Origin of the sequence: Psychrobacillus sp. NPDC058041 (assembly GCF_042885655.1) — a bacterium.
Lineage (GTDB): Bacteria > Bacillota > Bacilli > Bacillales_A > Planococcaceae > Psychrobacillus.
This window is the reverse complement of record NZ_JBHVRO010000002.1, coordinates 264,010-285,997: the sequence shown is the minus strand read 5'-3', so window position 1 is coordinate 285,997 and position 21,988 is coordinate 264,010. Positions and strand designations below refer to the sequence as shown.

Here is a 21,988-nt window from a genome sequence, read left to right as displayed (position 1 = left end):
CTCTAACCACTCGGATCGACATTACACATATCGGTACAATTTCTATACTATATCATTCTTTTAAATAAGAAATATGCATGTAACTAAGGAGACGCCTCAATTATTATCTATATATACCACTTAGGCTTTAATTTACTAAAGTAATCATGATCTTCTAAAAACATATACACTTTTTCTAACATATTATTCATGTCATCTGGAATAGTTTTTAAAGTCCAAACTACAGTTGAAAATACACACATAGCTAGATAAAGTGAATACATCCTCCAAAAGTATTCATCGGGCTCTACATTTTTAAAATACCCTTTGATTTGCCCATTAGAAAAAGGAACACTTATTTCTCTGCTAAAAATTCCTATTTTAAGAAATTCATGAATTGGATCGCCCCAATCATACCTGTTAAAGTCAATTACTCCAGAGAATTCCCTATTATTAACAATGATATTTCCAACATGGAAATCATCATGTTGGAAAAGATTTGGCCGTTGTTTCATAAGGTGAATGTTCTGATCAATAAAGTCCATTATTTTTTGATCATTTTTTACTTTAACGCCACATTCTATGTAAGCATCTATATATCTCTTATGTTTTTCCACTTTTCTTGAATACCACGAAGAGACATGTGTTGGGGCAGCATATTGATGCATTTTCCTTAATTCTTCTCCTGCCCTCATGCCAATATTAAACTGTTCTAGATCTGAGTAATTTCCGATTTCTTCTTCTGCATCTTTACCTTCTAAATAGGTTGTAATCATATACCCTCGATTCTCTAACTCACCAATAGAAATCGGTCGGGAGCAGGTAACATTGTAGTCCTGCATTCTTCCCAAAATAGTATACTCAATCTTTTTAGATTCAAGCTCTGCTAGGTCAAACAACCGAAGAAGTAACTTATGATTATCAAAATGTATTAGATACTTTTCATCTGATGAAAACCCTTTATTAATTTGAACTATATCTCTATAATCACCAATAATAGGAATCTGCTTTGCTATCGTTTCTATCATTCTCCCACCTCTGTATTTTGAGTGATAAAGTACATTATTTCAGTTATTGTTTTGAAAATAAATAAGAAAATCCGTCCATTCATCATTTTCTAGAGAAAATTGTTCTCTCTTACATTCGAAAGAAAATCCAGCGCGCTCAGCTAAACTTTTAGAGGGCTCATTATCCGTATTAATATGCAATTCAATACGATGAAAATTTAATTCAGAGAAGAATAGTTTAGTTGCTAATTTTACGCTCTCAATACCATATCCATTTTTCCAAAACTGATTATGTATCGAATATCCCATCATTGCCCATTGATAATCCATTCTTAGAATAGTTATTAGTTCGACTTTCCCCACATTTACTCCATCTTCTTTTCGAAATACCCCTAATATGTACATTTCATCTTTTTCAGCAGCTTGTTGAAATCCATTAATCCATTTGATGAACCATTCCTTTGTAGAATAAGACATATCGGAATGCCCATCATCATATTTGTATTTCGAAGGTAGACGATCATTAAACCCTTTATACCAATTTACATAATCATCATTTTGAAAAGGACGAAGAATAAGTCGATCAGTTTCGGCGAATAATATTCTTTTTTTCATTGTGGTCTCCTACTATAAACATTATTCTTGATACCATCTCTCATCAAATTCAAGATTTAACGCTTTACCTAAATATTTCCCAAATTTAACAAAACCTCGTCCTCTTGCTGTAATTAAAACCTGTTTTACATCCTACTATTTAAAAAATCACGACTACTAAATTGTAATAAACACGCTGCAAGCCTTACATCAACATTTAATAAAATTCTATTAACAGAAGCACAATTCTAGACATAAATGATAATTTAATTTCCTTTCTGGTTTTACTAATATTCCATTTTTGCATAAATAGATAGTTCAATACCTGGAAGTAGCTCATAAATACTTTTTCCAATTAGTATTTCTATCTCTTCTTTTATTTCATAAAAACCTTTCCAACGAATTGCGGTATTTGAGTCAGTGCCATGCCTTAATCCAACTGAAATGAATCTTTTCTCAAGGGTGGTAAAGCCGTTTTCATCGGCTAATGCATCACATAACGTAATTACCTTATTGTACCAGTCATAATTACTATTCACTTTTAAAACTTCCACTAATTTTTCCTTCATATAAGGTGGAACAATTGTCCAATCCGCAGCGGTTTCAATATCTTTATTTTCATTAGGAAATGAGTGTGTAACACATACTATGGCATTTCCTTGATATCCAAGTTCGTCCATGAACTTGTAACCATCATAAGAATGAATAACTGACTTCGTAAAACCCTTGTATCTACCAATATCGTGAAGTATCCCAGCATTATATGCAATATCACAGTCTAGATGAAGACCCTTTTTTGTCATTTCAATTACAATATATTCAGCGGCATTTGCTACATTGAGTGAATGTTTATACCATGGCCCTGGATTAAGTTGGTTAGCAGTTTCAAGCAATTCTCTGGCATATGTTCTATCAGTAATAAATTTCATCATCTATTTTGAAGTATACTTTCTTGTAAAAATTGTTTAAAATCATTAATTTCTTTAAATACTTGGTTAGGTTGTGTGATAAAATCAGCAGTTTGATAATCTTCCAACCATTGTACGCCAATTGTAACAACACCTGCTTGCAATCCTGCTACTATATCTGCCTCACTGTCCCCTATGAATATTGCATCCTCTTTTTGGACATTTAAGAGTGTTAATGCCTTAAAAACTCCCTCTGGATGAGGTTTCGGATCTATCACATCATCACCTGTTACTAGTACTTCAAATAGGTCTTCCATTTGAAGTGCTCTTAACGAAATATCTAAACTCCTTTTTGCTTTCCCTGTAACGATAGCAAGCTTTAATCCCAATTCTTTAATATATTTTAACAAATCATCAATTTCACGATTTTGGTTGACTAATTGCTTATGGCTTTCTAAATACTTTTCATAATACATCTCAATTGCTTGTTCTTTGTTCAAATGAATAAGATTTTCTCTAATAATCCCTGTCTCTGAGGGACCAAACATTGCTTTAATATCTTCATTTGAAAGATTTCTGTTGTCAAACTCTTTAAATACACTTTGAAAAGAGTAATAGCAAATAGGCAAAGTATTGGCAAGAGTTCCATCAAAGTCAAAAATAATCGCTTTCATAATTACACTTCCTTTTCGTTTATTATAATATTCTCTTTTTACCTTCTATGTAAGATTTTATCATATCCAATTGAATTCCTACATCATCAATTGAAATCGGTCGTAAGCAGATGACAAGATAATCCTGCGCCTTTTTTAATTGAACTCTACTAGATTAAAGAATCGAAGAAGCAACTTATGAGTATCAACATTCATTATTTTCAAAGTCACCGTATAGAATTTTGTAATTTTCATTGGATAATTCCCTTTTCTTTCTAAATTGAAATCAAATAGATAACAACTAGAAAGCTTGTTGGAGTCGTCAAGAAGTGAACTTCCAAGGACTGACTCCTCCAAGCTTAGAATTAGGTTTTACTATTCACAGTTCACAACTAATAATTTTTCAAATAAATGAACTTATAGCTGTTGGTCTAGGAAGCTCATCCTCCGCAATGTTAATTGTATTTATGATAAAGCTTAAGCTTAACATCGTAATTGTTGAAAGCGCTAACAAAACTATTCTCTTTTTCATTTCACAAATCCTCCCATTGATTAATATATTTTTGTTTTAATAGAATTTGAATTGATTTCTGATAATATAAGCATGATGCTTTAAGTTTATGCTCTTTAAAGCAGTGGTTTGCCAATAAAATAGAATACTTTTGAACATGTCTATCATCTTGAATTATCTCGAAATGATTTATCGCACTTTTCAATACATTTTCAAGTTTTTCATCAAAACTATGCAGTGCTCGATATATTTCGAAGTGAAAAAAATAGGAAGTACGTTCATATTTACATTGACTTCTAACCTCCTCCATTTTTTCTAATCCCTCTTTACACCAACTGAGTACATGTTCATGATTACATTGTTTGGAATACTCTTTAATGATGGATAATATCGTCAGTAAGCATCCTTCTGAGTTACAGTGCTCTACTTTTTTGATTAGACTATTCTTATAGAAATCAATCGCTTTTTCGTGTCTTCCCTGAATCGCATATAAAGAACCTAGATTTTGATAAATCACCCCCTCATATGAGAACAATTTAAAGTCAATTGCCAATTTTTTTGCTAGATGATAGTTCTTCTCTGCTTCATCATATTTTCTAAGATTTTTATGAGCCGCCCCTATAACTATATAATTATCAATTGCTCGTTCGAATAAGAGATTGTCTTTATAAAACTTTAATGATTTTGAAGCATAGTCAATCGCATTATAAAATTCATTACACTTGAAATATGAATGGCTTAGCACATTGTAAAAATCAGCTAACTCCCACTCATCGAAAATTAAGTGATTAACGAGTTTTAATGAAACTTCCAATTTACATAATGCTTTGTAATTTTCATCTTTCAAATAATAATAAAGTCCAAGATTTAAGTTAGCTACAAATCGTTGCTTATTCACAAACTTATCTTCTAATTTCACGATAATTGAATATGAAGGTAGAAGGTTAGTTTCCTCCTCATTAAGTATTAACAGAAGTCGGAACATATAAAGATGGTAACTATAATAATTATTTTGCTGCAAGAAGTGAATTTTTCGATTGGTGATTTTATGCAAAGATTCTCTTATTAAATTCTTATCCCTCTTTAAAACCCCAATTTTATACAATTTAAATAATGATGCAACAACCTTATTTTCCTCTTCACTTGATACTTGGTCTATCACTATATTCAGTCTATTAAGTAGTAACGTTATCACTTCTTCACTTGGAACTGTTGTATTATTTTCGATTTTGCTTAAATAGGATGGAGAGCAGATTCCCTTGGCCAATGTGATTTGTTTCATACTTTGGTTTAATCTTTCAGATTTTATGATATGACCTATACTACTCATTTTCTTCACCCCTTATGAATTAGTAATGTACTATTTCTTGAAAAAAACAAAAAATCCTTTCTCAATCGTTCGACCATATCCGACTGCATTTTTGTCGAAAACTATGTATTCAACTAGAAGGCTGTAGAATATAATATAATTTTTATCCAAATTTTATTATGAAAAAGTAAAATTTCATTCTAATAAGAAATTTGTGGAAGTTAATAATAAATAACCTTATATATCAAATTATATTTCCCAACTTTTAAATATTCTAAAAATACAAGAAGTTTAGTATTATTTAATAAATATTTATTATTCTTTTCAATGTAAATCATTATTACTACAAGTGATGTAAAATATGAATAATTCTTTTTTAGAGGACAAGTCGCATCAAATTGGCATAAATTATTATTTGAATACTAAAGGGATTACTCAACAGGTATATAAAAAACTTAAGAATTTTAAAAAATCGAGAAAGGGGGATACTCATGATTGGCGAGGGAAACATTATACAATTAATTGGTAACTTCGGATTTCCCATTGTAGTCACTATTTATTTATTACATCGATTTGAAAATAAAATAGAGTCTCTTGAAAATACCATTCAAAATATAGCTAACGCAGTTAACAACAGTAAAGAAAAAAGAAAGTGATGTAGTAATTTAAATTAAACATATAACCTGTTGATTAAATAAACTGCACTAAAAACTTAAATTTTCTAAAAGGAAGTCGAAATTATTTTTACAAAGAAACATGTCACATCTTTAAAGAAAACCTACCAAAAGTAAAAAGTAATCCATCCAGAGTAATAACTCAAAAATGGATTACTTTTTCAAATAAGTATTAGGTAAATGGCTCTTTCTTTGGTAAAGAGAAGACAGAAGTCTACTTTATTTAGCCCAACACGTATAGAGTACAGAAAATGAAAGATGCACAAAGTAATAAGACCTGGACAGAGCTGCTTTTGATTGTGATAACTTTTCTTTAAACATTCCTATTTTATCGCTAACACGTTATCTGATTAACCTTCTATGATTTCAAAATGAGATTCATACCAAAATTGTCCTTATAATGCCACTCCGATTTTGAATCTTTAGCTAATCGAAAAATTCCATATGCGCTTTTTCTTGTTTGTAATAATCCATTCTGTCTTGTAGAGTACCAGTATGAAATTCAAATTTATGTCCATCTAAATCAGTAAAGTAAATTGATTTTTTATCTCTTTCATCTCTTTGGCGGCCAGAGAGTATATTTACATTTAAATTCTGTAGTTTTTTATATGTATTCTCAAAGTCTGCTTCTTCAATTGAAAAAGCAATATGTGTGTAAGATTCAGTTATTTCATTACGAGGTATATCTTTTTCCTCATTCAAAGCAAGCCACATACCATTTAAATCAAAATAAGCTGTACTTCTTCCTTTCACTAATAAACTAGCTTCAAAAACATCTTGATAGAACTTAATTGACTTTTCTAAGTTAGACACAGAGAATAACAAATGATTTAGACCTTTTATATTCATTCATTTCCCTCCATTTATAATTCTTTCATAATATTCTTTCGGATTACTAATTTTATTTTTTATTAGAAATTCCGCATTGCTTTTGATCATTTCTATACAGTCATTTTCTGTAATTTCATTTGCTGTTAAATGAGCGAGATTATTTAAATCTCCCTCTAATTCTGCTGTATCAGATATTAAATCCACTATTACAGTTAAATACAACTTATTATTAAAAGAAACAGTTCCTGTAACTCTTTTCTTTTCTAAGTTTACATAAGGATAATCTAGTATAATCCCTAGTGATTTGTATATTGTATATCCAGTGTTTGATAGGTTCACTTCATTTTCATCTATTCTTTTAGCTTCAATTAGATGCTTGTCATGAAAAGTGAGTTTAAAAATATCAGGCATTGCAAGCTGCTCCCAGAAATGAACATCATATTGCGGATCAAAATAATTCATGATTAATACCATTATATTGCCATGCGTTCCGATAGCGACGTTTTGACCTCTGTATTTATCAAGAACTTGAATCGTTGCTGCAACGCCTCTTTCCTGAGCAATATTATTTGATTCACCACCATCTAAAGAAAAATCAAAATTAGACCATACTTTTTTGATCGCCTCATTAAAATCTGCTACTGGCCGGTTCGACAATATCCGTTCTTTAAAACCATCAATAATTTCGATATCTTTACCTAATTCATTAGCAATCCCTTCAACTGTTTGCACAGCTCTTTTAAAAGGGCTAGAAACTACATGATCTATATTCTCCATTTGCAAAAGTCTAGTCATTCTCCATGCATCTGCCATTCCACGTTCAGACAATGGTCTTCCAAGCTCGTCTGGTGTATAAGTAGAATGTGCATGTCTGACAAAATATAAGTTTGTTATCAAAAAAAATTCAACCTCCTAGGTATTTCTTTTTGCAAATATACTTTTCACAAACGGCTCCTTTAAATTGGTATATTCCGTTATTTTCATATTTTCACGTACTGAATAGCTTATTTTCAACCTTTTATATTCTTCTCTTACTTTTTCATTCGCATTTAAATAATCTCTGAAAAAAACAAGGTTTCTCCATATGTCCTTATCATAATCTACTAGATGGATATAATGCGTCTTTACTTCATACGTATCATCCGTAAATTTCGCGAATACAATCTCGCCTGGTCTTTCAACTCGAAGTCTAAGAAACCCAACTTTTTGCAAAACATTCACGAGGGATTTATCTACCTTTTCTATATCGTTCACACCTACTAGTATGTCTATTATCGGCTTTGCCACCATGTCTGTAATTGCAGTACTTCCGACATGTTCAATACAATTTGCTTTTATTTCAATGAGTTTTAATAGTTCATCTTTAACTTTAATAAATTCTGAATTCCATTCACTTGTATAAGGCATTAGTTTTACTTCGTCTTTATTTAATCCAAGTTTCAGAGTGATTTACCCCCTTCACTGTTTAGATGTTCTAAAAGTATCCCTGTAAATTGTTTAGAATTGCTTCTGATAAGTAATCCATGTAGGACAAGGATCGAATGGTAGAACCCCAAGAGAAAACATTGCAAATGGACTAGTCGTATCAATAAAATAAATGAAGCTCCCATCTTTTCTCTTAAAAAGTCAGGTAAGTCTAGCGCGTATACAATTGTCATTTCCAATATTAAGCTCTTTTTTATTGTTCTTTCATGTGATGATAAGATAAACTATTTACTTTATCCAAATATAAACCCCTCATGATAAATGTTATTCTTCATGAAGGGTGAAATATCCTTTTATTCAAATATCTTGTCGTTTAAGAATTCTAACAAGTCTCTTTGATTTTCCGGTGCTACACCATGTGCAACTGGATAACTTTTAAATGTTACATTTGCACCTAGTTTGGTGAAGTAATCTCGACTTCCTACTCCCCATTCAAATGGCAGCATATTATCTAATTCACCATGTGAAATAAATGCATCTAATTGATCAACAGGTTGTATCGAATACTCTTCTTTCACTAATGCTGGAATATATCCACTAAGTGCAACTATTCCTTTTATTCGGTTACCCATTATGAGTGCTAGTGATTGAGTTAGTATAGCACCTTGGCTAAAACCAAGAAGATAAAGCTGATCGCAATCAATCGAGTATTCTTCTACAGCGTCTTCTATAAAAGTTTGAAGGTCTTTTAATACTTGATCAAAAATTCCACGATGGGGTTTTCCTATTCCTTCAATTGTGAAAAATGCGTAACCTGGTGGTTGTGAAATCGGTCCTCTAATACTAAAAATATGGCATTTCTCTTGTAAGCTGGATACGAGTCCTACTAAATCATTTTCATCGCTACCCATTCCATGCATTAAAAATAATGCTGGATATTTATTATTTTCGTTACTATCTGGTGCACTATGAATATTAGTAAATATTGAAACCATATTATTTATCCCTTCTTTTTGGGTATAGACAAAGTTGTCCACTTTTCTTCAGGAACTACCTGTTTCGCAATATAAATAATCTGTCCAACATGGCTTGAAATATGTGCAATGCATCTTATAACTGCTTCCATGACAGTATGTGGTTGATTTCTTATATAAATTGTTTGTAGTAAATGCTTCTCTTCCATAGTGTCCATTGCCTTCAAAAACACATTGCAACCATTTTCCCACATTTTCAATAACTCTTCACGTGACTCTATTGTACTTTCAAACTCCCCATCACGATTTCTATCAGGTTTTTCCCCATCTGTAGTTAAAAAATCAGTCCAGCGAGAAATTAGATTTCCACTCATATGCTTGACGATAACATCGACACTATTTGATTGTGCATTTGGTGACCAAAATAATGCTTTCTCATCCATTTGCATAATCGCTTTCTCTGTATCGCTTTTCATTTCTTCAAATTTCTTTCGAATAACTCGAACAAAATCAGCATGCAGTTTTGTTATTTCTGACAATCTAATCATCTCCTTTAATTATCATTCCATCTAATAATATCATTAAAAGCAGTTTACTTTGAGGTTGTTTGCAAGATTGCTATTATGATAGTGTAACTATTCGGAAAAAGGAGTTGTTTAAACTAACTATGAGTAAAAACGTAGAAATTGGTAAAACTGGACTATTCGTAAATCCCCTAGGACTTGGTACCAATGCCGTTGGTGGGCATAATCTTTTCCCCAGCCTAAATGATGAGACTGGAAAAGAAATAGTACGTACTGCTATAAATAACGGAATTGACTTTTTGGATACAGCCTTTATTTACGGTCCGGGAAGATCAGAAGAGTTAATTGGAGAAGTATTGAAAGAAACTGGGAAACGTCAAGAGATTGTTGTGGCAACCAAAGGGGCGCATAAATTTTTGGATGGAAAAGTAATAGTGGATAATAACCCAAGCTTCCTCAAAGAAACAGTTGAAAATAGCTTGAGACGCCTTCAAACCGATTATATCGATTTATTTTATATTCATTTTCCAGATGAAAACACTCCCAAGGAAGAAGCCATTGGGTCGCTTTCTCGATTGAAAGAAGAAGGAAAAATACGTGCTATTGGTGTATCAAACTTTACACTAGATCAATTAAAAGAAGGGAATCAAGATGGACATATTGACGTACTTCAATCTGGTTATAATTTGATAAAGCGAGAGGCAGAGAATGATTTAATACCTTACGCCAACGAGCATAATATTTCCTTTATACCTTATTTCCCACTAGCATCGGGTTTACTTACTGGAAAGTTTGATAAAAATAGTACTTTTGAGGATGGCCGTTCCAAAAATCCTTTATTCCAAGGGGAAGCATTTGATCGCAATCTAGAAAAAGTAGAACAACTTCGAGTAATAGCAAATGTTAAAAACGTAGCAGTTTCAAATTTAGTTCTTGCTTGGTATTTAGCGCAGGATACAATCGATGTGATTATACCTGGAGCGAAAAAATCGGAGCAAGTATTGGATAATATAAAGACTTTAGAAGTGCAACTTAGCCTGCAAGAAATAAAAGAAATCGACCAAATCTTCCAATAATCTTTGAGAAGTTGTCTTTAAGGCATTCAATTGGCTAAAAGACAACTTTTTTATCAAGTTCCATGAATGATATGTCTCGTTCAATATTGTAATCCCTACTAAAGTTCATCTTTCTTCCATCAAATGGCAGAACAAGACCAATTTATCCTTAAGCGAGACTAAAGTATATGAAATCGCAACCAACTCTAATAAATCCGAGACCAAATTGATGAAATCGAGACTATATCACAAATCTTCCTACCTAATTAAGGGACATCCGTCATCGGACTGCCCCCGCTGAATTATTCCCACTCAAACGGTGTTTCTTGGTAAACATAATAATTCAACCAATTTGAAAATAATAAATGCGTATGAGAACGCCAAGAATTTATCGGTTGTTTCGTTGGATCATCATCTGGAAAGTAATTTTTAGGTACATCGATTTCAAGTCCTTTATTCACATCACGATTATATTCTTCTGCAAGTGTATCTGCATCGTACTCTAAATGTCCCGTGATCATTATATATTTTTTATCTTCAGAAATAACAAGGAAAACTCCTGCATCGTCTGAAGTTGCAAGAAGTATCAATCTCGAATCGTTTTGAATTTCTTCAAAAGATACTGCAGTATAACGAGAGTGCGGAGCATTAAACTCATCATTAAATCCTCGAACAAGATTGTTTGTTAGATCGGAAATTCGATGTGTATATACCCCTGAGCATTTTTGAGGCAAATCATATTTTCCAATACTATAATGATGATACAATGCAGCTTGAGCACCCCAACAAATATGTAAAACAGATGTCACGTTAGTTTTGGTCCAATCCATAATTTGAGTTATTTCTTCCCAATAATCAACATCCTCGAAAGCTAAGTGTTCAATTGGGGCTCCTGTAATGATCATTCCATCATATCGTCTGTGTTTTATTTGCTCAAAAGTAGTGTAAAAAGTATCTAAATGCGTTTTACTTACATTTTTTGATTCATGTGTTGCTGTATTTAAGAACGTTACATTTACTTGAAGTGGTGTATTTCCTAAAAGTCTTAATAATTGTAATTCTGTTCTTTCTTTTTCAGGCATCAAATTTAAAATAATGATGTTCAAGGGACGAATGTCCTGAGTGGAAGCGCGGTCCTCATCCATCACAAATATTTTTTCTTCCTTAAGCAATTCAGTAGCAGGTAACTTCTGTGGGATATTAATAGGCATCTATTTTGTCTCCTTTTCCATTTACAAAATAAAAAACCCTCTTTTCTAATGGATAAGAAAAGAGGGTTTCCTTCAAGCTCTTTGTTCTTATCTCTCAAGATCATTAACAATCTTGATGGAAGTAGCACCTTTCTGACTATGTCAGAGGTTGCTGAAGCGTCATAGGGCCATATCCCTCAACTTCTCTTAATAAGAGTATATTATTTAATTTGATAAATTAATGTTTTAACTTTATCATTTTCAGAACATTTAAGCAATAAAATTTAATAATAAAACAAATTTTTTCGATACTAATAATTCAGTAACCCTCTCAAAAAATTGAATTTATTGAGCTTCCAACCATTGTTCCATCAAGACTTCTAATTCTTTTTCTTTCGAACTTTTGATCGATAGAAGGTATTCGTATTTTGACCAGTCTTGTTCCTTATCAATTTGCTTCTTTAACAAGAGTATTTCCTCTTCCAATATCCCAATTTCTTCTTCAATCGGTCGAGCATTTAGAGGCTTAACTTTCACTAACTTTGTAGGTTCCTTTTTTTGATCTATAACTAGGGCAGCCTGCTTTAACTGCTGCTCCTCCCATTTTACACGCGCCCATTTGTAAGGCCCTTCAAAAGTTATAAGTTGACCTTGATCTAGCCAAGCAGTTCTAGGAAATAATTTATTTAAAAAGTATCGATCGTGAGAAACTGCTAATATTGTTCCTTGAAAGTCATCTAAAGCATCCTCTAAAACTTCTCTTGAATCTATATCCAGATGATTCGTAGGTTCATCCAACATTAATAAGTTGATATCTTGATGCATAAGTTGAGCGAGTCGCAGGCGCATTCTCTCTCCCCCACTCAAATCACCTACTCTTTTAAATACATCTGGACCGTAAAACATAAACTTAGCAAGTATGTGACGAGCATCTCCCTCTAAAACATTTACTTCACTTCGAAATACATCAATTAGCTTTGCTTTGGGATTCATTATTTCAAAGTGCTGAGACAGAAATCCAACTCGGACATTACTACCTAGACGAACCTTTCCTGAATCAACCGGTAATTCTTGTAAAAGTGACTTTAAAATCGTAGATTTCCCTGTACCATTTCGTCCAACAATGGCAACACGTTCTTTCCAATACACGTTTAAATTAGCATCTTGAAGCAGCACTTTTTCTCCATATTTTTTCGATACTTGCTCCATGATGACCACTTCTTTCCCACTTCTAGGAGCGGCTTCAAACGATAAGCTCATCTTTTTAGGATCTATAAGTGGTTTTCTTACCTTCACCATTCTTTCTAATGCCCGTTCCATATTTCTTGCTTGTCTATGAAGTCCAGCGTTTGGCGGCACAGCTTCGTTTGCCCATATTTTTAATCGTTTAATTGCTTCTTTCATTTTCTTAATCTTTTTTTGTTGCTCTTCATATTGCTGAAACTCGCGCATTAATGCATCTTCTTTTTCGATAATAAAAGATGAATAATTCCCGTGATATAACTTTATTTCTCCATCCTCCAAGTCAGCAACTTTAGTCACAACTTGATCTAGAAAGTATCGATCATGTGAAATAATAACTACTGTACCCGAATAGGAAACTAAATATTGTTCTAACCATTCCACTGCAAATAAATCTAGATGGTTCGTAGGCTCATCTAATAACAACAAGTCAGGTTTCGTTAATAAGAGCTTACCTAGCATTATTTTGGTCTGTTCCCCACCACTTAATGTCATAAATGATTGATGCACAAAGGAGGATAATTGTAAACCCTCTATGACTTTGTTGATTTCCGAATCAATCGCATAACCATTACGATTAGTGAACTCCTCCTGAATTTCTCCGTATTTTTGAAGTAATTTCTCTAACTCCTTAGGGTCGTCGGTGGATAGCTTTCCTTCAAGTTCTTTCATCTTAGTTTGTAATTCTATTAGTTCCTCAAATGCTGAATTTAATACATCGATGCCGGACACGTCTTCTGAAAATGATGGTATTTGAGCTAAATAACCAATTTTCGTTCCTTTTTTGAAGTGAATACTACCCACATCTGGCATTTCTAAACCAGTTATTAACGTAAGTAGCGTTGTTTTACCACTACCATTACGCCCTACAATCCCTAATTTATCTCCAGTTTTGATAGATAATGATAAATTTTCAAAAATCGTGTTTCCTCCAAGCATTTTACTAACTTCTTGTATTGTACATATCATATTTTCCGCTTCCTCTCATCTCTGATTTAGCTGGAAGCATTTTTCTGCAAAGAAAAAAGACTGCATATAAGCAGTCTTCTCCTAAAATTGTGGTTCAGAAAGAATGGCTTATCAGCTGTGAATTACATTAAATTGTCTAAAAAAGAACAGACTAGTCCCGTTAGGCTCAATTTCATGAGTAATCGCACAAGACGTGGATAAAAATTCCAATATAAATCCATGTGCATTCACAGTGTTTTTCATTCTTTCTTCACCTCCGTTCACTAAGTTGAGAATATTTTATCATATCTTTTATTTTATGCCAAATAAATTTTTCCTTATTTATCTAATAGGTGGTCATTATTTTCATTCTTATCTGGAATTCCAACATCATTTTTCATATCCACTTTTTTATTACCTGTATTTGGAACAGCATTTGGACTTGCATCACCATTAATTTGGGTTTGGGTATTAGGCGGTCCATTAGAATTTCTATTGAAACCACAAGCAGTTAAGCTAAGCAATATGAAAACTAAGAGTACTGCAAATAACTTTTTCATAATATCTCTCCTCATTTTCCATTAGATTGCTCTTTTTTTATCGTATTATCCATAAGAAAAACCAGGCAAAATGACGCCCGGTTCTTTTAAGAAGAGTAGCTATATGAATGTCGTTGCTTTCCGCTAAGGAGGACGCTTTTCGCGAGCATGGCCGGATGCAGAAAATTTCACCAAAATTTTTAAAAGCAATAGTATCTCTTATTCAACAACAATTACAGGATGGCATGATCACTACATTTACTTAAACTGTTTCTATCCTCTTAGCGATTAGGTACTACTCAATTATTGGATTGTAGTGAAAGGTGGCGACTCCAGCCGGAGGCCAACAGGATGTTGGTCACGAAGGCGTTGCCACACGATGTGGCGCTCTTAGCCTTTGTTCCTCTGTGAGACAGATGAGCCGTCACAACGAACGCGTCCACCTAAAACGGAAATCCGAGGTATTATCTATGAAAGCTGGTTTCGCAGGAAAATAATCCATGTATTATCTTATCTTTTTAAAAAAGCTCCAGCAAAAATTCACTGGAGCTTTCAAAATATCTATTCTTCAATATCGAAGTAAATCTCGTCTTCGTCGTTATATTCGGATCCATTTTCAAATAATACAGTTGTACGTAGGATTAGTTTTGTAACTTCGTCATCACCATCAGGTAGCCATCTATCATCAGGTATAATTTCAAAAGGAACCATTTGCATGTCTTTTGATGCTACTGTTCCTACAAGTTCAATAGAATGTTTGGAAACAATTTTGGATACTTCCCCATTTATTAATTTGAAAACCTCTAGTTTAATATTGTCTATTGACTCGTCATCATGTACACCATCAATATATATTGTTCCAGAAAGGTTTATCCCATGTTCAATATAAGGATGATCGACTACAGTGTCAATTTTAAACGTTTGTACTCTAATGGAAGATTCAAACTTCTTCGCCATAACTCTCAGTCCACCTTGTTATTTGTATACTCATAATGGTTTTCTAAATTCGTTTCATACCTATTATAACGCTTTTTAAACAAGGTATAAAAATGTGAAACAATAACTTTTAAGATTGCATACCCTGGAATTCCTAATATTACACCTGGTACACCAAACAATGATCCAGACGTTATCAAAACAAAAATAATCGTAATTGGATGAATATGTAGTGATTTACCCATAATTTGAGGGGAAATAAACTTACCTTCCACCAATTGAACAATAGTCCAAACTACCGCAAGTTTGATTAACATAAAGGGTGGTGAAACTAGTGCAATGATGGCAGCTGGTGTGATTGCAATAACAGGTCCTAAATAAGGAACAACGCTTGTTACCATTGCTATTACTCCAAGTAACAATGCGTAATCCATCCCGATAATTGTAAACCCTATATATATCATAAAACCTATACACATTGATACTAATATTTGGCCTTGTATATACGAACTAATTTGTTTATCAATATCTTTAAATACGGAATGTAAATCATCTCTCATACGTGGTGGAAATAACTTCATAATATATTGTGGTAACTTTTCTCCGTCTTTTAATAAATAAAAAAGGATAAATGGCACCATAATTATTGATAATACAAAGCTTGTTACTGCCCCAACAATTGAGGTTATTCCACTTACAATACTTGCGATAGTACTTTGAAACAACTTACTTATTTCAGTAGGTACATTTTTTAATAAGTCCATTACATCACTTTCGATTTGTAAATAATAGTCTGCTACAAAAGAGTTTCTCAAAAAAGTATCTAAAGAATTAAGCAATTGAATAAGGTTATTAGGCAATTCCTCCACTAATCTTATGGATTGGGCTTTCAAAAATGGAAATACTAAAAAAACAAGCAATGTTATTAATCCTATTAATGCAAGGAAAATGATTAATATTCCCAAAACTCTAGGAATTTTTATTTTTTCTAAGAGTCGTAATATTGGTCTTAATAAATAATATGCAATAACCGCTAAAATTATGGGTAAAATCACACTTCCCAAAAATACAGTTAATGGTATAAAAATAAAAGATATTTTATCGTATACCATTACCACCAACCCGGTTAACAGCAATACTATTAACGTAAAGAATGTATTACGTCCTCCTAAAAATTTTATGTATCTTGTAGAAAAAAAAGAAGGTTTTTCAGGTTCCACTCTTATCAAACTTCCTTTCCAATATACTTTTATTTTACGGAGGAAAATAAAGATTAGCAACGCAAAAGTATTACTTTTCTTTTAAAAATTCTGAAACTGCAGCTTTGTTTTTTTCTACATTAATTTCTATTACAGAGCCTGCATGAGCATAACTGTTAAATGAATAGGTTCCTTCAAGAGGAATTGTTAATTTTTCAATTTCCACTTTACCGCTCGTTATAGCTTCTAAAACACGTTTAACTTTATCCATTTTTGTATAATCAGTTTCAATATACCCTTCAGCAGCTCCTATAAACTTAGGTATATTTGGTAAGTTCTTAATGGAAAGTACTTCATTTTTTAATGCTTCCATAACGATTTGTTGTCGAGAAACTCTTCCAAAATCACCCTCGGAATCATGTCGAAATCTTGAATAACCTAGCAATTCTTTTCCTGATAAATCATGTTGTCCTTTTGTTAGTGATACACCTATTTTCTCTGACATATCTTTTTCTACAGATATAGGCACTCCGTCTGGAGCAATAATATCAACTAATGATTCGAAACTGCTAAAATCAATTAATGCATAATGATGAATAGGAACATCAAACATATTTTGTAATGTTGTAGTTAGTAGTTGGACACCACCTAAATAATATGCAGTATTTAGTTTGTATGATTTATATCCTGGAATTTCCGCATAAATATCGCGCATAAACGAAATTATTTTCACATCATTTTTCTTTTTATCCCATGAAACAAGCATCATTGTATCTGATCTAGCTTTATCCTCACCTCTTGAATCTACACCAATAACTAAAATGTTTTCTCTATCATTTGGACTAAGCTTATTACCTATAAATTCCTCAGTCTTTAGATTTTCCCCACTAGCTAATTTTGCTCCAGTGTTGTACTGATTAAAGGAATAAATACCGCAAATCAATACTGTCAAAACTAGGAATAACACGAATAGTCTACCTACCCTTAACCTTCTTTTTCTTTTCGGTTGGGGCGGTTTTGATTCTTGAGTTTCATCCATACAAAAATCTCTCCTTTGCCTTAATATAATTAACGTATTTTATTTATAATAGTTTCAGTTTTTTGTCTAACTACTAATGAAGTGGTAGAATATATTTTACATGATTAGGAGGGATACTTTTGATAGAAAAAGCAACATTTGCAGGTGGCTGTTTTTGGTGTATGGTAAAGCCATTTGATTCATGGGACGGAATACATAAAGTAACATCAGGATATATGGGCGGGCATCTAGAAAATCCTACATATGAAGATGTGAAAAAAGGAAATTCGGGCCATCTAGAAGTCGTGGAAATCCAATTTGATCCTGCCATTTTTTCATATAATCAACTTCTTGAAATTTTTTGGCAACAAATCGACCCAACTGATGCAGGTGGTCAATTTCAAGACCGTGGAGAAAGTTATACTTCTGCTATTTTCGTTCATTCAGAGGAGCAAAGACTTCAAGCTGAAAAATCGAAAGAACAATTGGCAGCTAGTGGCAAGTTTTCAAGGCCAATCGTAACTCCAATTAGAGAAGCAAAAACTTTTTACGAAGCAGAAGATTACCACCAAGATTATTATAAAAAGAGTACGAAACATTACAAAGAAGATCGTGCTCAATCTGGCCGAGACGAATTTATCGAAAAATATTGGGAGTAACAAAAAGTACGATAGCTTAGTTCTTTGAACTGGGCTATTGTATCAACATACTTCAGTTGCTTCTAATATCTCAGCTAAATTTATTATTAATTGAATTACTAATGAGCATTCATTCAACACCAAATATCCAATTTCTTAAGATAAATATCTGCAACAAACAAAAGGGTCTTTTCCTATAACAGCAAAAAATTTTCATGACTTTTACAATAATTTATTAGTCCAGTTATTTTTCACTACATTAATTACTTCTACAGACTTCCAGAAATACCTTCTTATATCAAAATTCCCCTTTACAATGAATGCTAAAGAGCAATTTATCTAGAGCTTTTGACTGCACACCGTCTATATTATTACCACAAAAAATTTTACAAAGCTTAATATAAATGCATTCCAATTGGCATAATTCATGAAAGAACTAAATTTTCTTCATTAATAAAAATACCTAATTTTGTCCCATTCATGTTATAATAATAGCATTGTGAATTTTAGGAGGTACTACCATGATTGCAGTAAGTAATGTAAGTCTTCGTTTTGGTGATCGTAAATTATTTGAAGACGTAAATATAAAGTTTACTCCAGGCAACTGTTATGGTTTAATCGGTGCAAATGGAGCAGGTAAATCTACATTTATCAAAATTCTTTCAGGAGAAATTGATCCTCAAGAAGGAAACGTGATTATGAACCCAGATGAGCGTCTGGCAATTCTAAAACAAAATCACTTTGAATATGAAGAGTACACAGTTTTAGAAACAGTTATTATGGGACATAAACGCCTATATGAAGTAATGAATGAAAAAAATGCTATTTATATGAAAGAAGACTTTTCAGATGAAGATGGCATGAGAGCAGCAGAATTAGAAGGAGAGTTTGCAGATCTAAATGGTTGGGAAGCTGAATCCGAAGCTGCTATCCTTTTACAAGGGTTAGGTATTCCTGACAGCATGCATCAAAAGAAAATGTCTGAATTAACGGGGTCTGAGAAAGTTAAAGTTCTATTATCTCAAGCTCTTTTTGGTAAACCAGATGTTCTACTTTTAGATGAACCTACCAACCATCTTGATATTAAAGCTATTCAATGGTTAGAAGATTTCCTAATTAACTTTGAAAATACTGTTATCGTTGTTTCCCATGACCGTCATTTCTTAAACAAAGTATGTACTCATATCGCTGACTTAGACTTTAGCAAAATTCAAGTTTATGTTGGGAACTATGATTTTTGGTATGAATCAAGTCAACTTGCATTAAAATTGGCTTCTGATCAAAATAGTAAAAAAGAAGAAAAAATTAAAGAACTTCAAGCGTTTATTGCTCGATTTAGTGCAAATGCATCTAAATCAAAACAAGCGACTTCTCGTAAGAAAATGTTAGACAAAATTGAATTAGACGACATTAAACCGTCTTCAAGAAAATATCCTTATGTGAATTTCTCCATGAAACGTGATATTGGTAATGATGTTTTACAAGTTCAAGATTTAGGTTATACATTTGAAGGAGAAAAACTTTTCTCTAAAATGAATTTCACTTTAAATAAAGAAGATAAAATTATTCTCTTAGGTGATGAACTTGCAAAATCAGCTCTACTTCGCATTCTTGCAGAAGAAGAGGAACCACAAGAAGGTTCTATTCGTTGGGGCGTAACAACATCTCGTGCATACTTCCCTCTAGACAATGCAAAGTATTTTGAAGGAAGCGAGACTTCACTAGTAGACTGGTTACGTCAATATTCTCCTGATGATGAAAGCGAAACATTCCTCCGCGGATTTCTAGGTCGTATGTTATTCTCTGGCGAAGAAGTAAAGAAAAAACCATCTGTACTTTCTGGTGGAGAAAAAGTACGCTGTATGCTTTCTAAAATGATGCTGTCCGAATCAAATGTACTTTTACTTGATGAACCAACAAACCATTTAGACTTGGAATCAATCCAAGCACTTAATAATGGTTTAATAGCTTTTAAAGGCGCAATGCTATTTACATCACATGACCATCAGTTCATCCAAACAATTGCTAATCGTGTAATTGAAATTCGTGAAGACGGATCGATATATGATAAACAGTTAACATACGATGAATATTTAGAATGGAAAGAACAACAAAAATAAAAGCTTAAGGGGCTTTATAAGCCCCTTAAGCTTTTTTGCATAATTAGTATATAAATTATACCATTAACAAGTTGATTTCAGTTGCAGGCTTGTACATCCAATGTTTTGTCCAAAGCACTCGGGAATTAGTGAAGAACAAGTTGTTCTTAAAGGGTTGTGCTTTTCTTACTTGATTTTTTAATATATCTTCCTAGTAATGACCTTACTGGTAGTTTCCCAAGCAATGTATCACTAGTTTCTGCAACTTTTTTCAAAGCATCTAGAAGTTTAATATCCCCTACCCAATGCTCTTCAATTATTTCAGTGGAAAACTTATTTAACAACATATTTACGATAAAGGTTGCAACGATAATATCATCTATATATCCACCTGGCCCTATTAAACCCTCCGGCAATAAATCTAATGGTGAAATAAAGTAAAGAATTCCACTACTAATTATTGTTTTACTCTTCGTATCTATTCGTTTATCTAACAAAGCCTTTATTAACAAATGAAACAAATCTGGAGCAAATAATAAATAAGGTGCTAATTTATTTTTTTTCCCGGATTTCGTTGAAAGAAAATCCATTACTTTTAAACGCAGCTTTTCATAAAAATCTAGCTGTTGTTCATATGGTGGTAAGTCTCTTTTTAATCCAAAATCCAAAGTAATCTCTCCTTTCTTATTTTACTATACCAAAAACTCAAAGAAATGAAACATTCTATATCTAATCAAATAGGAAGAGAAAAATAAACAAGTTTCTGCTACTTATCGTCCCAATGCTGATGGTTACTGGATGCGAAAAATACAAAAATACTTTTTTCAAACAAGTAACCACCCTACCTAAAAACAAATAAAATAAAAATGACAACTTAACCCTCATATAAAAAAAAGAAGCTCTCCACTTAGGAAGAACTTCTTTTCTATTATTATAGTTTTGTAACATTTGCAGCTTGTGGTCCACGGTTTCCTTCTACTACTTCAAATTCAACTTTTTGACCTTCTTCTAGGGATTTGAATCCTTCTCCTTGAATTGCAGAGAAATGAACGAAAACATCATTCTCCCCTTCTACTTCGATAAAACCAAATCCTTTTTCAGCATTGAACCATTTTACAGAACCTTGTTTCATGTTATTACCTCCAAAAAATTAATCAATACGTGAAAAAACAAAAATTCACATATTCCATGAAGTACCGATATCACATCGATCACTACATAGGATATGTGAATTACAAATACGGTTTCTCACTATGAATTGTTAATTAAATTATATCATTTGGATAAATATAGTCAATAAATATTTTTATAATTCTAAATCGTTTACTAAATTTCATTCCAAATGATTCCATGGTAAATTTGTAGGTCCTCATCACATGAATCACAAAAACATTGTTCCTTTACGGACCAAAAAGCCCAATACTTATCATTTTTCATTTTTTCTGCTGGAAATTTTTCACGAAATTCGAGTAGTTTTTTAGATAAAAAAGCTATACCCTCCTCCTTGTTTTCAAAAGTAACTCTTTCAATTATATGTTCTTCCCATCCAGGAAATGCCCACCATGGTTCAAAGTCTGCTTTCATATAAATGATTTCATACATTTTTTTATCGCCTCTAACATTAATTATTAACTCATATTTTACTGCTATCCAATAGAATGTCTACTTAAATGACTTATGAGGTTAAAATAAAATTGAAAATCAAACAATTATCGGTTAAGTTATAGTTAATACA

The 21,988-nt window shown here is 32.5% G+C and carries 24 protein-coding genes, 1 pseudogene and 1 riboswitch; of the genes and pseudogenes, 4 read left to right on the top strand and 21 right to left on the bottom strand.

What is annotated here, in order from left to right; all coding sequences use genetic code 11:
* Positions 1 to 107 precede the first annotated feature (107 nt).
* From ACFVR1_RS03935 to ACFVR1_RS03910, 6 genes are all read right to left on the bottom strand, one after another.
* Positions 108 to 1,007, bottom strand: coding sequence for an aminoglycoside phosphotransferase family protein (locus ACFVR1_RS03935; protein ID WP_387580618.1), 900 nt, complete (start codon positions 1,005 to 1,007; stop codon positions 108 to 110).
* A 39-nt stretch (positions 1,008 to 1,046) separates the two neighbouring features.
* A complete protein-coding gene (locus ACFVR1_RS03930) occupies positions 1,047 to 1,601 on the bottom strand; it encodes a GNAT family N-acetyltransferase (protein WP_387580615.1) in 555 nt (184 codons plus the stop codon).
* Positions 1,602 to 1,867: 266 nt separating this feature from the next.
* The gene (locus ACFVR1_RS03925) at positions 1,868 to 2,509 is read right to left on the bottom strand and encodes an HD domain-containing protein (protein ID WP_387581237.1); all 642 of its coding nucleotides are present in this window, start codon (positions 2,507 to 2,509) and stop codon (positions 1,868 to 1,870) included.
* The gene (locus ACFVR1_RS03920) at positions 2,509 to 3,165 is read right to left on the bottom strand and encodes an HAD family hydrolase (RefSeq protein WP_387581235.1); all 657 of its coding nucleotides are present in this window, start codon (positions 3,163 to 3,165) and stop codon (positions 2,509 to 2,511) included. Before ACFVR1_RS03920 ends, ACFVR1_RS03925 begins: the two co-directional genes overlap by 1 nt.
* Positions 3,166 to 3,544: 379 nt before the next feature.
* The gene (locus tag ACFVR1_RS03915; protein WP_387580613.1) at positions 3,545 to 3,673 is read right to left on the bottom strand and encodes a hypothetical protein; all 129 of its coding nucleotides are present in this window, start codon (positions 3,671 to 3,673) and stop codon (positions 3,545 to 3,547) included.
* A gap of 1 nt (position 3,674) precedes the next feature.
* Positions 3,675 to 4,982 carry a helix-turn-helix domain-containing protein gene (locus ACFVR1_RS03910; RefSeq protein WP_387580610.1) on the bottom strand — a complete coding sequence of 436 codons (1,308 nt, stop codon included), beginning with the start codon at positions 4,980 to 4,982 and terminating at the stop codon, positions 3,675 to 3,677.
* 470 nt (positions 4,983 to 5,452) lie between these two features.
* Here ACFVR1_RS03910 and ACFVR1_RS03905 point away from each other — a divergent pair, with 470 nt between their 5' ends.
* The gene (locus tag ACFVR1_RS03905) at positions 5,453 to 5,617 is read left to right on the top strand and encodes a YvrJ family protein (RefSeq protein ID WP_387580607.1); all 165 of its coding nucleotides are present in this window, start codon (positions 5,453 to 5,455) and stop codon (positions 5,615 to 5,617) included.
* Positions 5,618 to 6,061: 444 nt separating this feature from the next.
* On the opposite strand, the gene fosM is transcribed toward ACFVR1_RS03905, so the two are convergent.
* The 5 genes and pseudogenes from fosM to ACFVR1_RS03880 all read right to left on the bottom strand — a co-directional run bounded on the left by fosM (position 6,062) and on the right by ACFVR1_RS03880 (position 9,404).
* Positions 6,062 to 6,484 (bottom strand): FosM family fosfomycin resistance protein, encoded by a 423-nt coding sequence (gene fosM / locus ACFVR1_RS03900; RefSeq protein WP_387580604.1) that lies wholly within the window; start codon positions 6,482 to 6,484, stop codon positions 6,062 to 6,064.
* Positions 6,485 to 6,790: 306 nt separating this feature from the next.
* Positions 6,791 to 7,360, bottom strand: a pseudogene (locus ACFVR1_RS03895) (histidine phosphatase family protein); the annotation flags it as partial.
* Between the two features lie 18 nt (positions 7,361 to 7,378).
* Positions 7,379 to 7,909 (bottom strand): GrpB family protein, encoded by a 531-nt coding sequence (locus tag ACFVR1_RS03890; RefSeq protein ID WP_387581232.1) that lies wholly within the window; start codon positions 7,907 to 7,909, stop codon positions 7,379 to 7,381.
* Between the two features lie 335 nt (positions 7,910 to 8,244).
* Positions 8,245 to 8,886: an alpha/beta hydrolase gene (locus tag ACFVR1_RS03885; RefSeq protein ID WP_387580601.1), complete on the bottom strand. Its 642-nt coding sequence runs from the start codon at positions 8,884 to 8,886 to the stop codon at positions 8,245 to 8,247.
* 5 nt (positions 8,887 to 8,891) lie between these two features.
* Positions 8,892 to 9,404 carry a DUF1572 family protein gene (locus ACFVR1_RS03880; protein WP_387580598.1) on the bottom strand — a complete coding sequence of 171 codons (513 nt, stop codon included), beginning with the start codon at positions 9,402 to 9,404 and terminating at the stop codon, positions 8,892 to 8,894.
* A gap of 128 nt (positions 9,405 to 9,532) precedes the next feature.
* Here ACFVR1_RS03880 and ACFVR1_RS03875 point away from each other — a divergent pair, with 128 nt between their 5' ends.
* On the top strand, positions 9,533 to 10,465 hold the full coding sequence (locus ACFVR1_RS03875; protein WP_387580595.1) for an aldo/keto reductase: 933 nt from the start codon (positions 9,533 to 9,535) through the stop codon (positions 10,463 to 10,465).
* Between the two features lie 281 nt (positions 10,466 to 10,746).
* On the opposite strand, the gene metA is transcribed toward ACFVR1_RS03875, so the two are convergent.
* From metA to ACFVR1_RS03840, 7 genes are all read right to left on the bottom strand, one after another.
* Entirely contained in the window at positions 10,747 to 11,655 is a 909-nt protein-coding gene (metA, locus tag ACFVR1_RS03870; RefSeq protein ID WP_387580592.1) for a homoserine O-acetyltransferase MetA, read from the bottom strand.
* 84 nt (positions 11,656 to 11,739) lie between these two features.
* A riboswitch (SAM riboswitch) is annotated at positions 11,740 to 11,851 on the bottom strand.
* Positions 11,852 to 11,979: 128 nt separating this feature from the next.
* A complete protein-coding gene (abc-f, locus tag ACFVR1_RS03865) occupies positions 11,980 to 13,845 on the bottom strand; it encodes a ribosomal protection-like ABC-F family protein (protein WP_387580590.1) in 1,866 nt (621 codons plus the stop codon).
* A 111-nt stretch (positions 13,846 to 13,956) separates the two neighbouring features.
* The gene (locus ACFVR1_RS03860) at positions 13,957 to 14,088 is read right to left on the bottom strand and encodes an RAxF-45 family protein (RefSeq protein WP_387580587.1); all 132 of its coding nucleotides are present in this window, start codon (positions 14,086 to 14,088) and stop codon (positions 13,957 to 13,959) included.
* A 74-nt stretch (positions 14,089 to 14,162) separates the two neighbouring features.
* The gene (locus tag ACFVR1_RS03855; RefSeq protein WP_387580585.1) at positions 14,163 to 14,384 is read right to left on the bottom strand and encodes a hypothetical protein; all 222 of its coding nucleotides are present in this window, start codon (positions 14,382 to 14,384) and stop codon (positions 14,163 to 14,165) included.
* Between the two features lie 540 nt (positions 14,385 to 14,924).
* On the bottom strand, positions 14,925 to 15,320 hold the full coding sequence (locus tag ACFVR1_RS03850; protein WP_387580582.1) for a sporulation protein: 396 nt from the start codon (positions 15,318 to 15,320) through the stop codon (positions 14,925 to 14,927).
* A 5-nt stretch (positions 15,321 to 15,325) separates the two neighbouring features.
* Complete coding sequence (locus ACFVR1_RS03845; RefSeq protein ID WP_387580579.1) at positions 15,326 to 16,519, bottom strand: AI-2E family transporter; 1,194 nt, start codon at positions 16,517 to 16,519, stop codon at positions 15,326 to 15,328.
* Between the two features lie 70 nt (positions 16,520 to 16,589).
* The gene (locus ACFVR1_RS03840) at positions 16,590 to 17,537 is read right to left on the bottom strand and encodes an LCP family protein (protein ID WP_387580577.1); all 948 of its coding nucleotides are present in this window, start codon (positions 17,535 to 17,537) and stop codon (positions 16,590 to 16,592) included.
* 122 nt (positions 17,538 to 17,659) lie between these two features.
* Between ACFVR1_RS03840 and msrA the strand changes: the two genes are divergently transcribed.
* Positions 17,660 to 18,175, top strand: coding sequence for a peptide-methionine (S)-S-oxide reductase MsrA (msrA, locus tag ACFVR1_RS03835; protein ID WP_387581229.1), 516 nt, complete (start codon positions 17,660 to 17,662; stop codon positions 18,173 to 18,175).
* A gap of 500 nt (positions 18,176 to 18,675) precedes the next feature.
* On the top strand, positions 18,676 to 20,274 hold the full coding sequence (locus ACFVR1_RS03830; RefSeq protein WP_387580574.1) for an ABC-F family ATP-binding cassette domain-containing protein: 1,599 nt from the start codon (positions 18,676 to 18,678) through the stop codon (positions 20,272 to 20,274).
* Between the two features lie 146 nt (positions 20,275 to 20,420).
* On the opposite strand, the gene ACFVR1_RS03825 is transcribed toward ACFVR1_RS03830, so the two are convergent.
* From ACFVR1_RS03825 to ACFVR1_RS03815, 3 genes are all read right to left on the bottom strand, one after another.
* Positions 20,421 to 20,921 carry a YkvA family protein gene (locus tag ACFVR1_RS03825; RefSeq protein WP_387580571.1) on the bottom strand — a complete coding sequence of 167 codons (501 nt, stop codon included), beginning with the start codon at positions 20,919 to 20,921 and terminating at the stop codon, positions 20,421 to 20,423.
* 263 nt (positions 20,922 to 21,184) lie between these two features.
* Positions 21,185 to 21,385 (bottom strand): cold-shock protein, encoded by a 201-nt coding sequence (locus ACFVR1_RS03820; RefSeq protein ID WP_387580568.1) that lies wholly within the window; start codon positions 21,383 to 21,385, stop codon positions 21,185 to 21,187.
* A 194-nt stretch (positions 21,386 to 21,579) separates the two neighbouring features.
* Entirely contained in the window at positions 21,580 to 21,855 is a 276-nt protein-coding gene (locus ACFVR1_RS03815; protein ID WP_387580566.1) for a DUF1033 family protein, read from the bottom strand.
* Positions 21,856 to 21,988: the final 133 nt, after the last annotated feature.

Coding starts and splice junctions, on each gene's coding strand:
- ACFVR1_RS03925 (WP_387581237.1), bottom strand. CDS start 2,509: ATGAAATTTATTACTGATAGAACATATGCCAGAGAATTGCTTGAAACT.
- ACFVR1_RS03815 (WP_387580566.1), bottom strand. CDS start 21,855: ATGTATGAAATCATTTATATGAAAGCAGACTTTGAACCATGGTGGGCA.
- ACFVR1_RS03905 (WP_387580607.1), top strand. CDS start 5,453: ATGATTGGCGAGGGAAACATTATACAATTAATTGGTAACTTCGGATTT.
- ACFVR1_RS03915 (WP_387580613.1), bottom strand. CDS start 3,673: ATGAAAAAGAGAATAGTTTTGTTAGCGCTTTCAACAATTACGATGTTA.
- ACFVR1_RS03910 (WP_387580610.1), bottom strand. CDS start 4,982: ATGAGTAGTATAGGTCATATCATAAAATCTGAAAGATTAAACCAAAGT.
- ACFVR1_RS03930 (WP_387580615.1), bottom strand. CDS start 1,601: ATGAAAAAAAGAATATTATTCGCCGAAACTGATCGACTTATTCTTCGT.
- ACFVR1_RS03885 (WP_387580601.1), bottom strand. CDS start 8,886: ATGGTTTCAATATTTACTAATATTCATAGTGCACCAGATAGTAACGAA.
- ACFVR1_RS03850 (WP_387580582.1), bottom strand. CDS start 15,320: ATGGCGAAGAAGTTTGAATCTTCCATTAGAGTACAAACGTTTAAAATT.
- ACFVR1_RS03860 (WP_387580587.1), bottom strand. CDS start 14,088: ATGAAAAACACTGTGAATGCACATGGATTTATATTGGAATTTTTATCC.
- ACFVR1_RS03820 (WP_387580568.1), bottom strand. CDS start 21,385: ATGAAACAAGGTTCTGTAAAATGGTTCAATGCTGAAAAAGGATTTGGT.
- metA (WP_387580592.1), bottom strand. CDS start 11,655: ATGCCTATTAATATCCCACAGAAGTTACCTGCTACTGAATTGCTTAAG.
- ACFVR1_RS03830 (WP_387580574.1), top strand. CDS start 18,676: ATGATTGCAGTAAGTAATGTAAGTCTTCGTTTTGGTGATCGTAAATTA.
- abc-f (WP_387580590.1), bottom strand. CDS start 13,845: ATGATATGTACAATACAAGAAGTTAGTAAAATGCTTGGAGGAAACACG.
- ACFVR1_RS03840 (WP_387580577.1), bottom strand. CDS start 17,537: ATGGATGAAACTCAAGAATCAAAACCGCCCCAACCGAAAAGAAAAAGA.
- fosM (WP_387580604.1), bottom strand. CDS start 6,484: ATGAATATAAAAGGTCTAAATCATTTGTTATTCTCTGTGTCTAACTTA.
- ACFVR1_RS03935 (WP_387580618.1), bottom strand. CDS start 1,007: ATGATAGAAACGATAGCAAAGCAGATTCCTATTATTGGTGATTATAGA.
- ACFVR1_RS03855 (WP_387580585.1), bottom strand. CDS start 14,384: ATGAAAAAGTTATTTGCAGTACTCTTAGTTTTCATATTGCTTAGCTTA.
- ACFVR1_RS03875 (WP_387580595.1), top strand. CDS start 9,533: ATGAGTAAAAACGTAGAAATTGGTAAAACTGGACTATTCGTAAATCCC.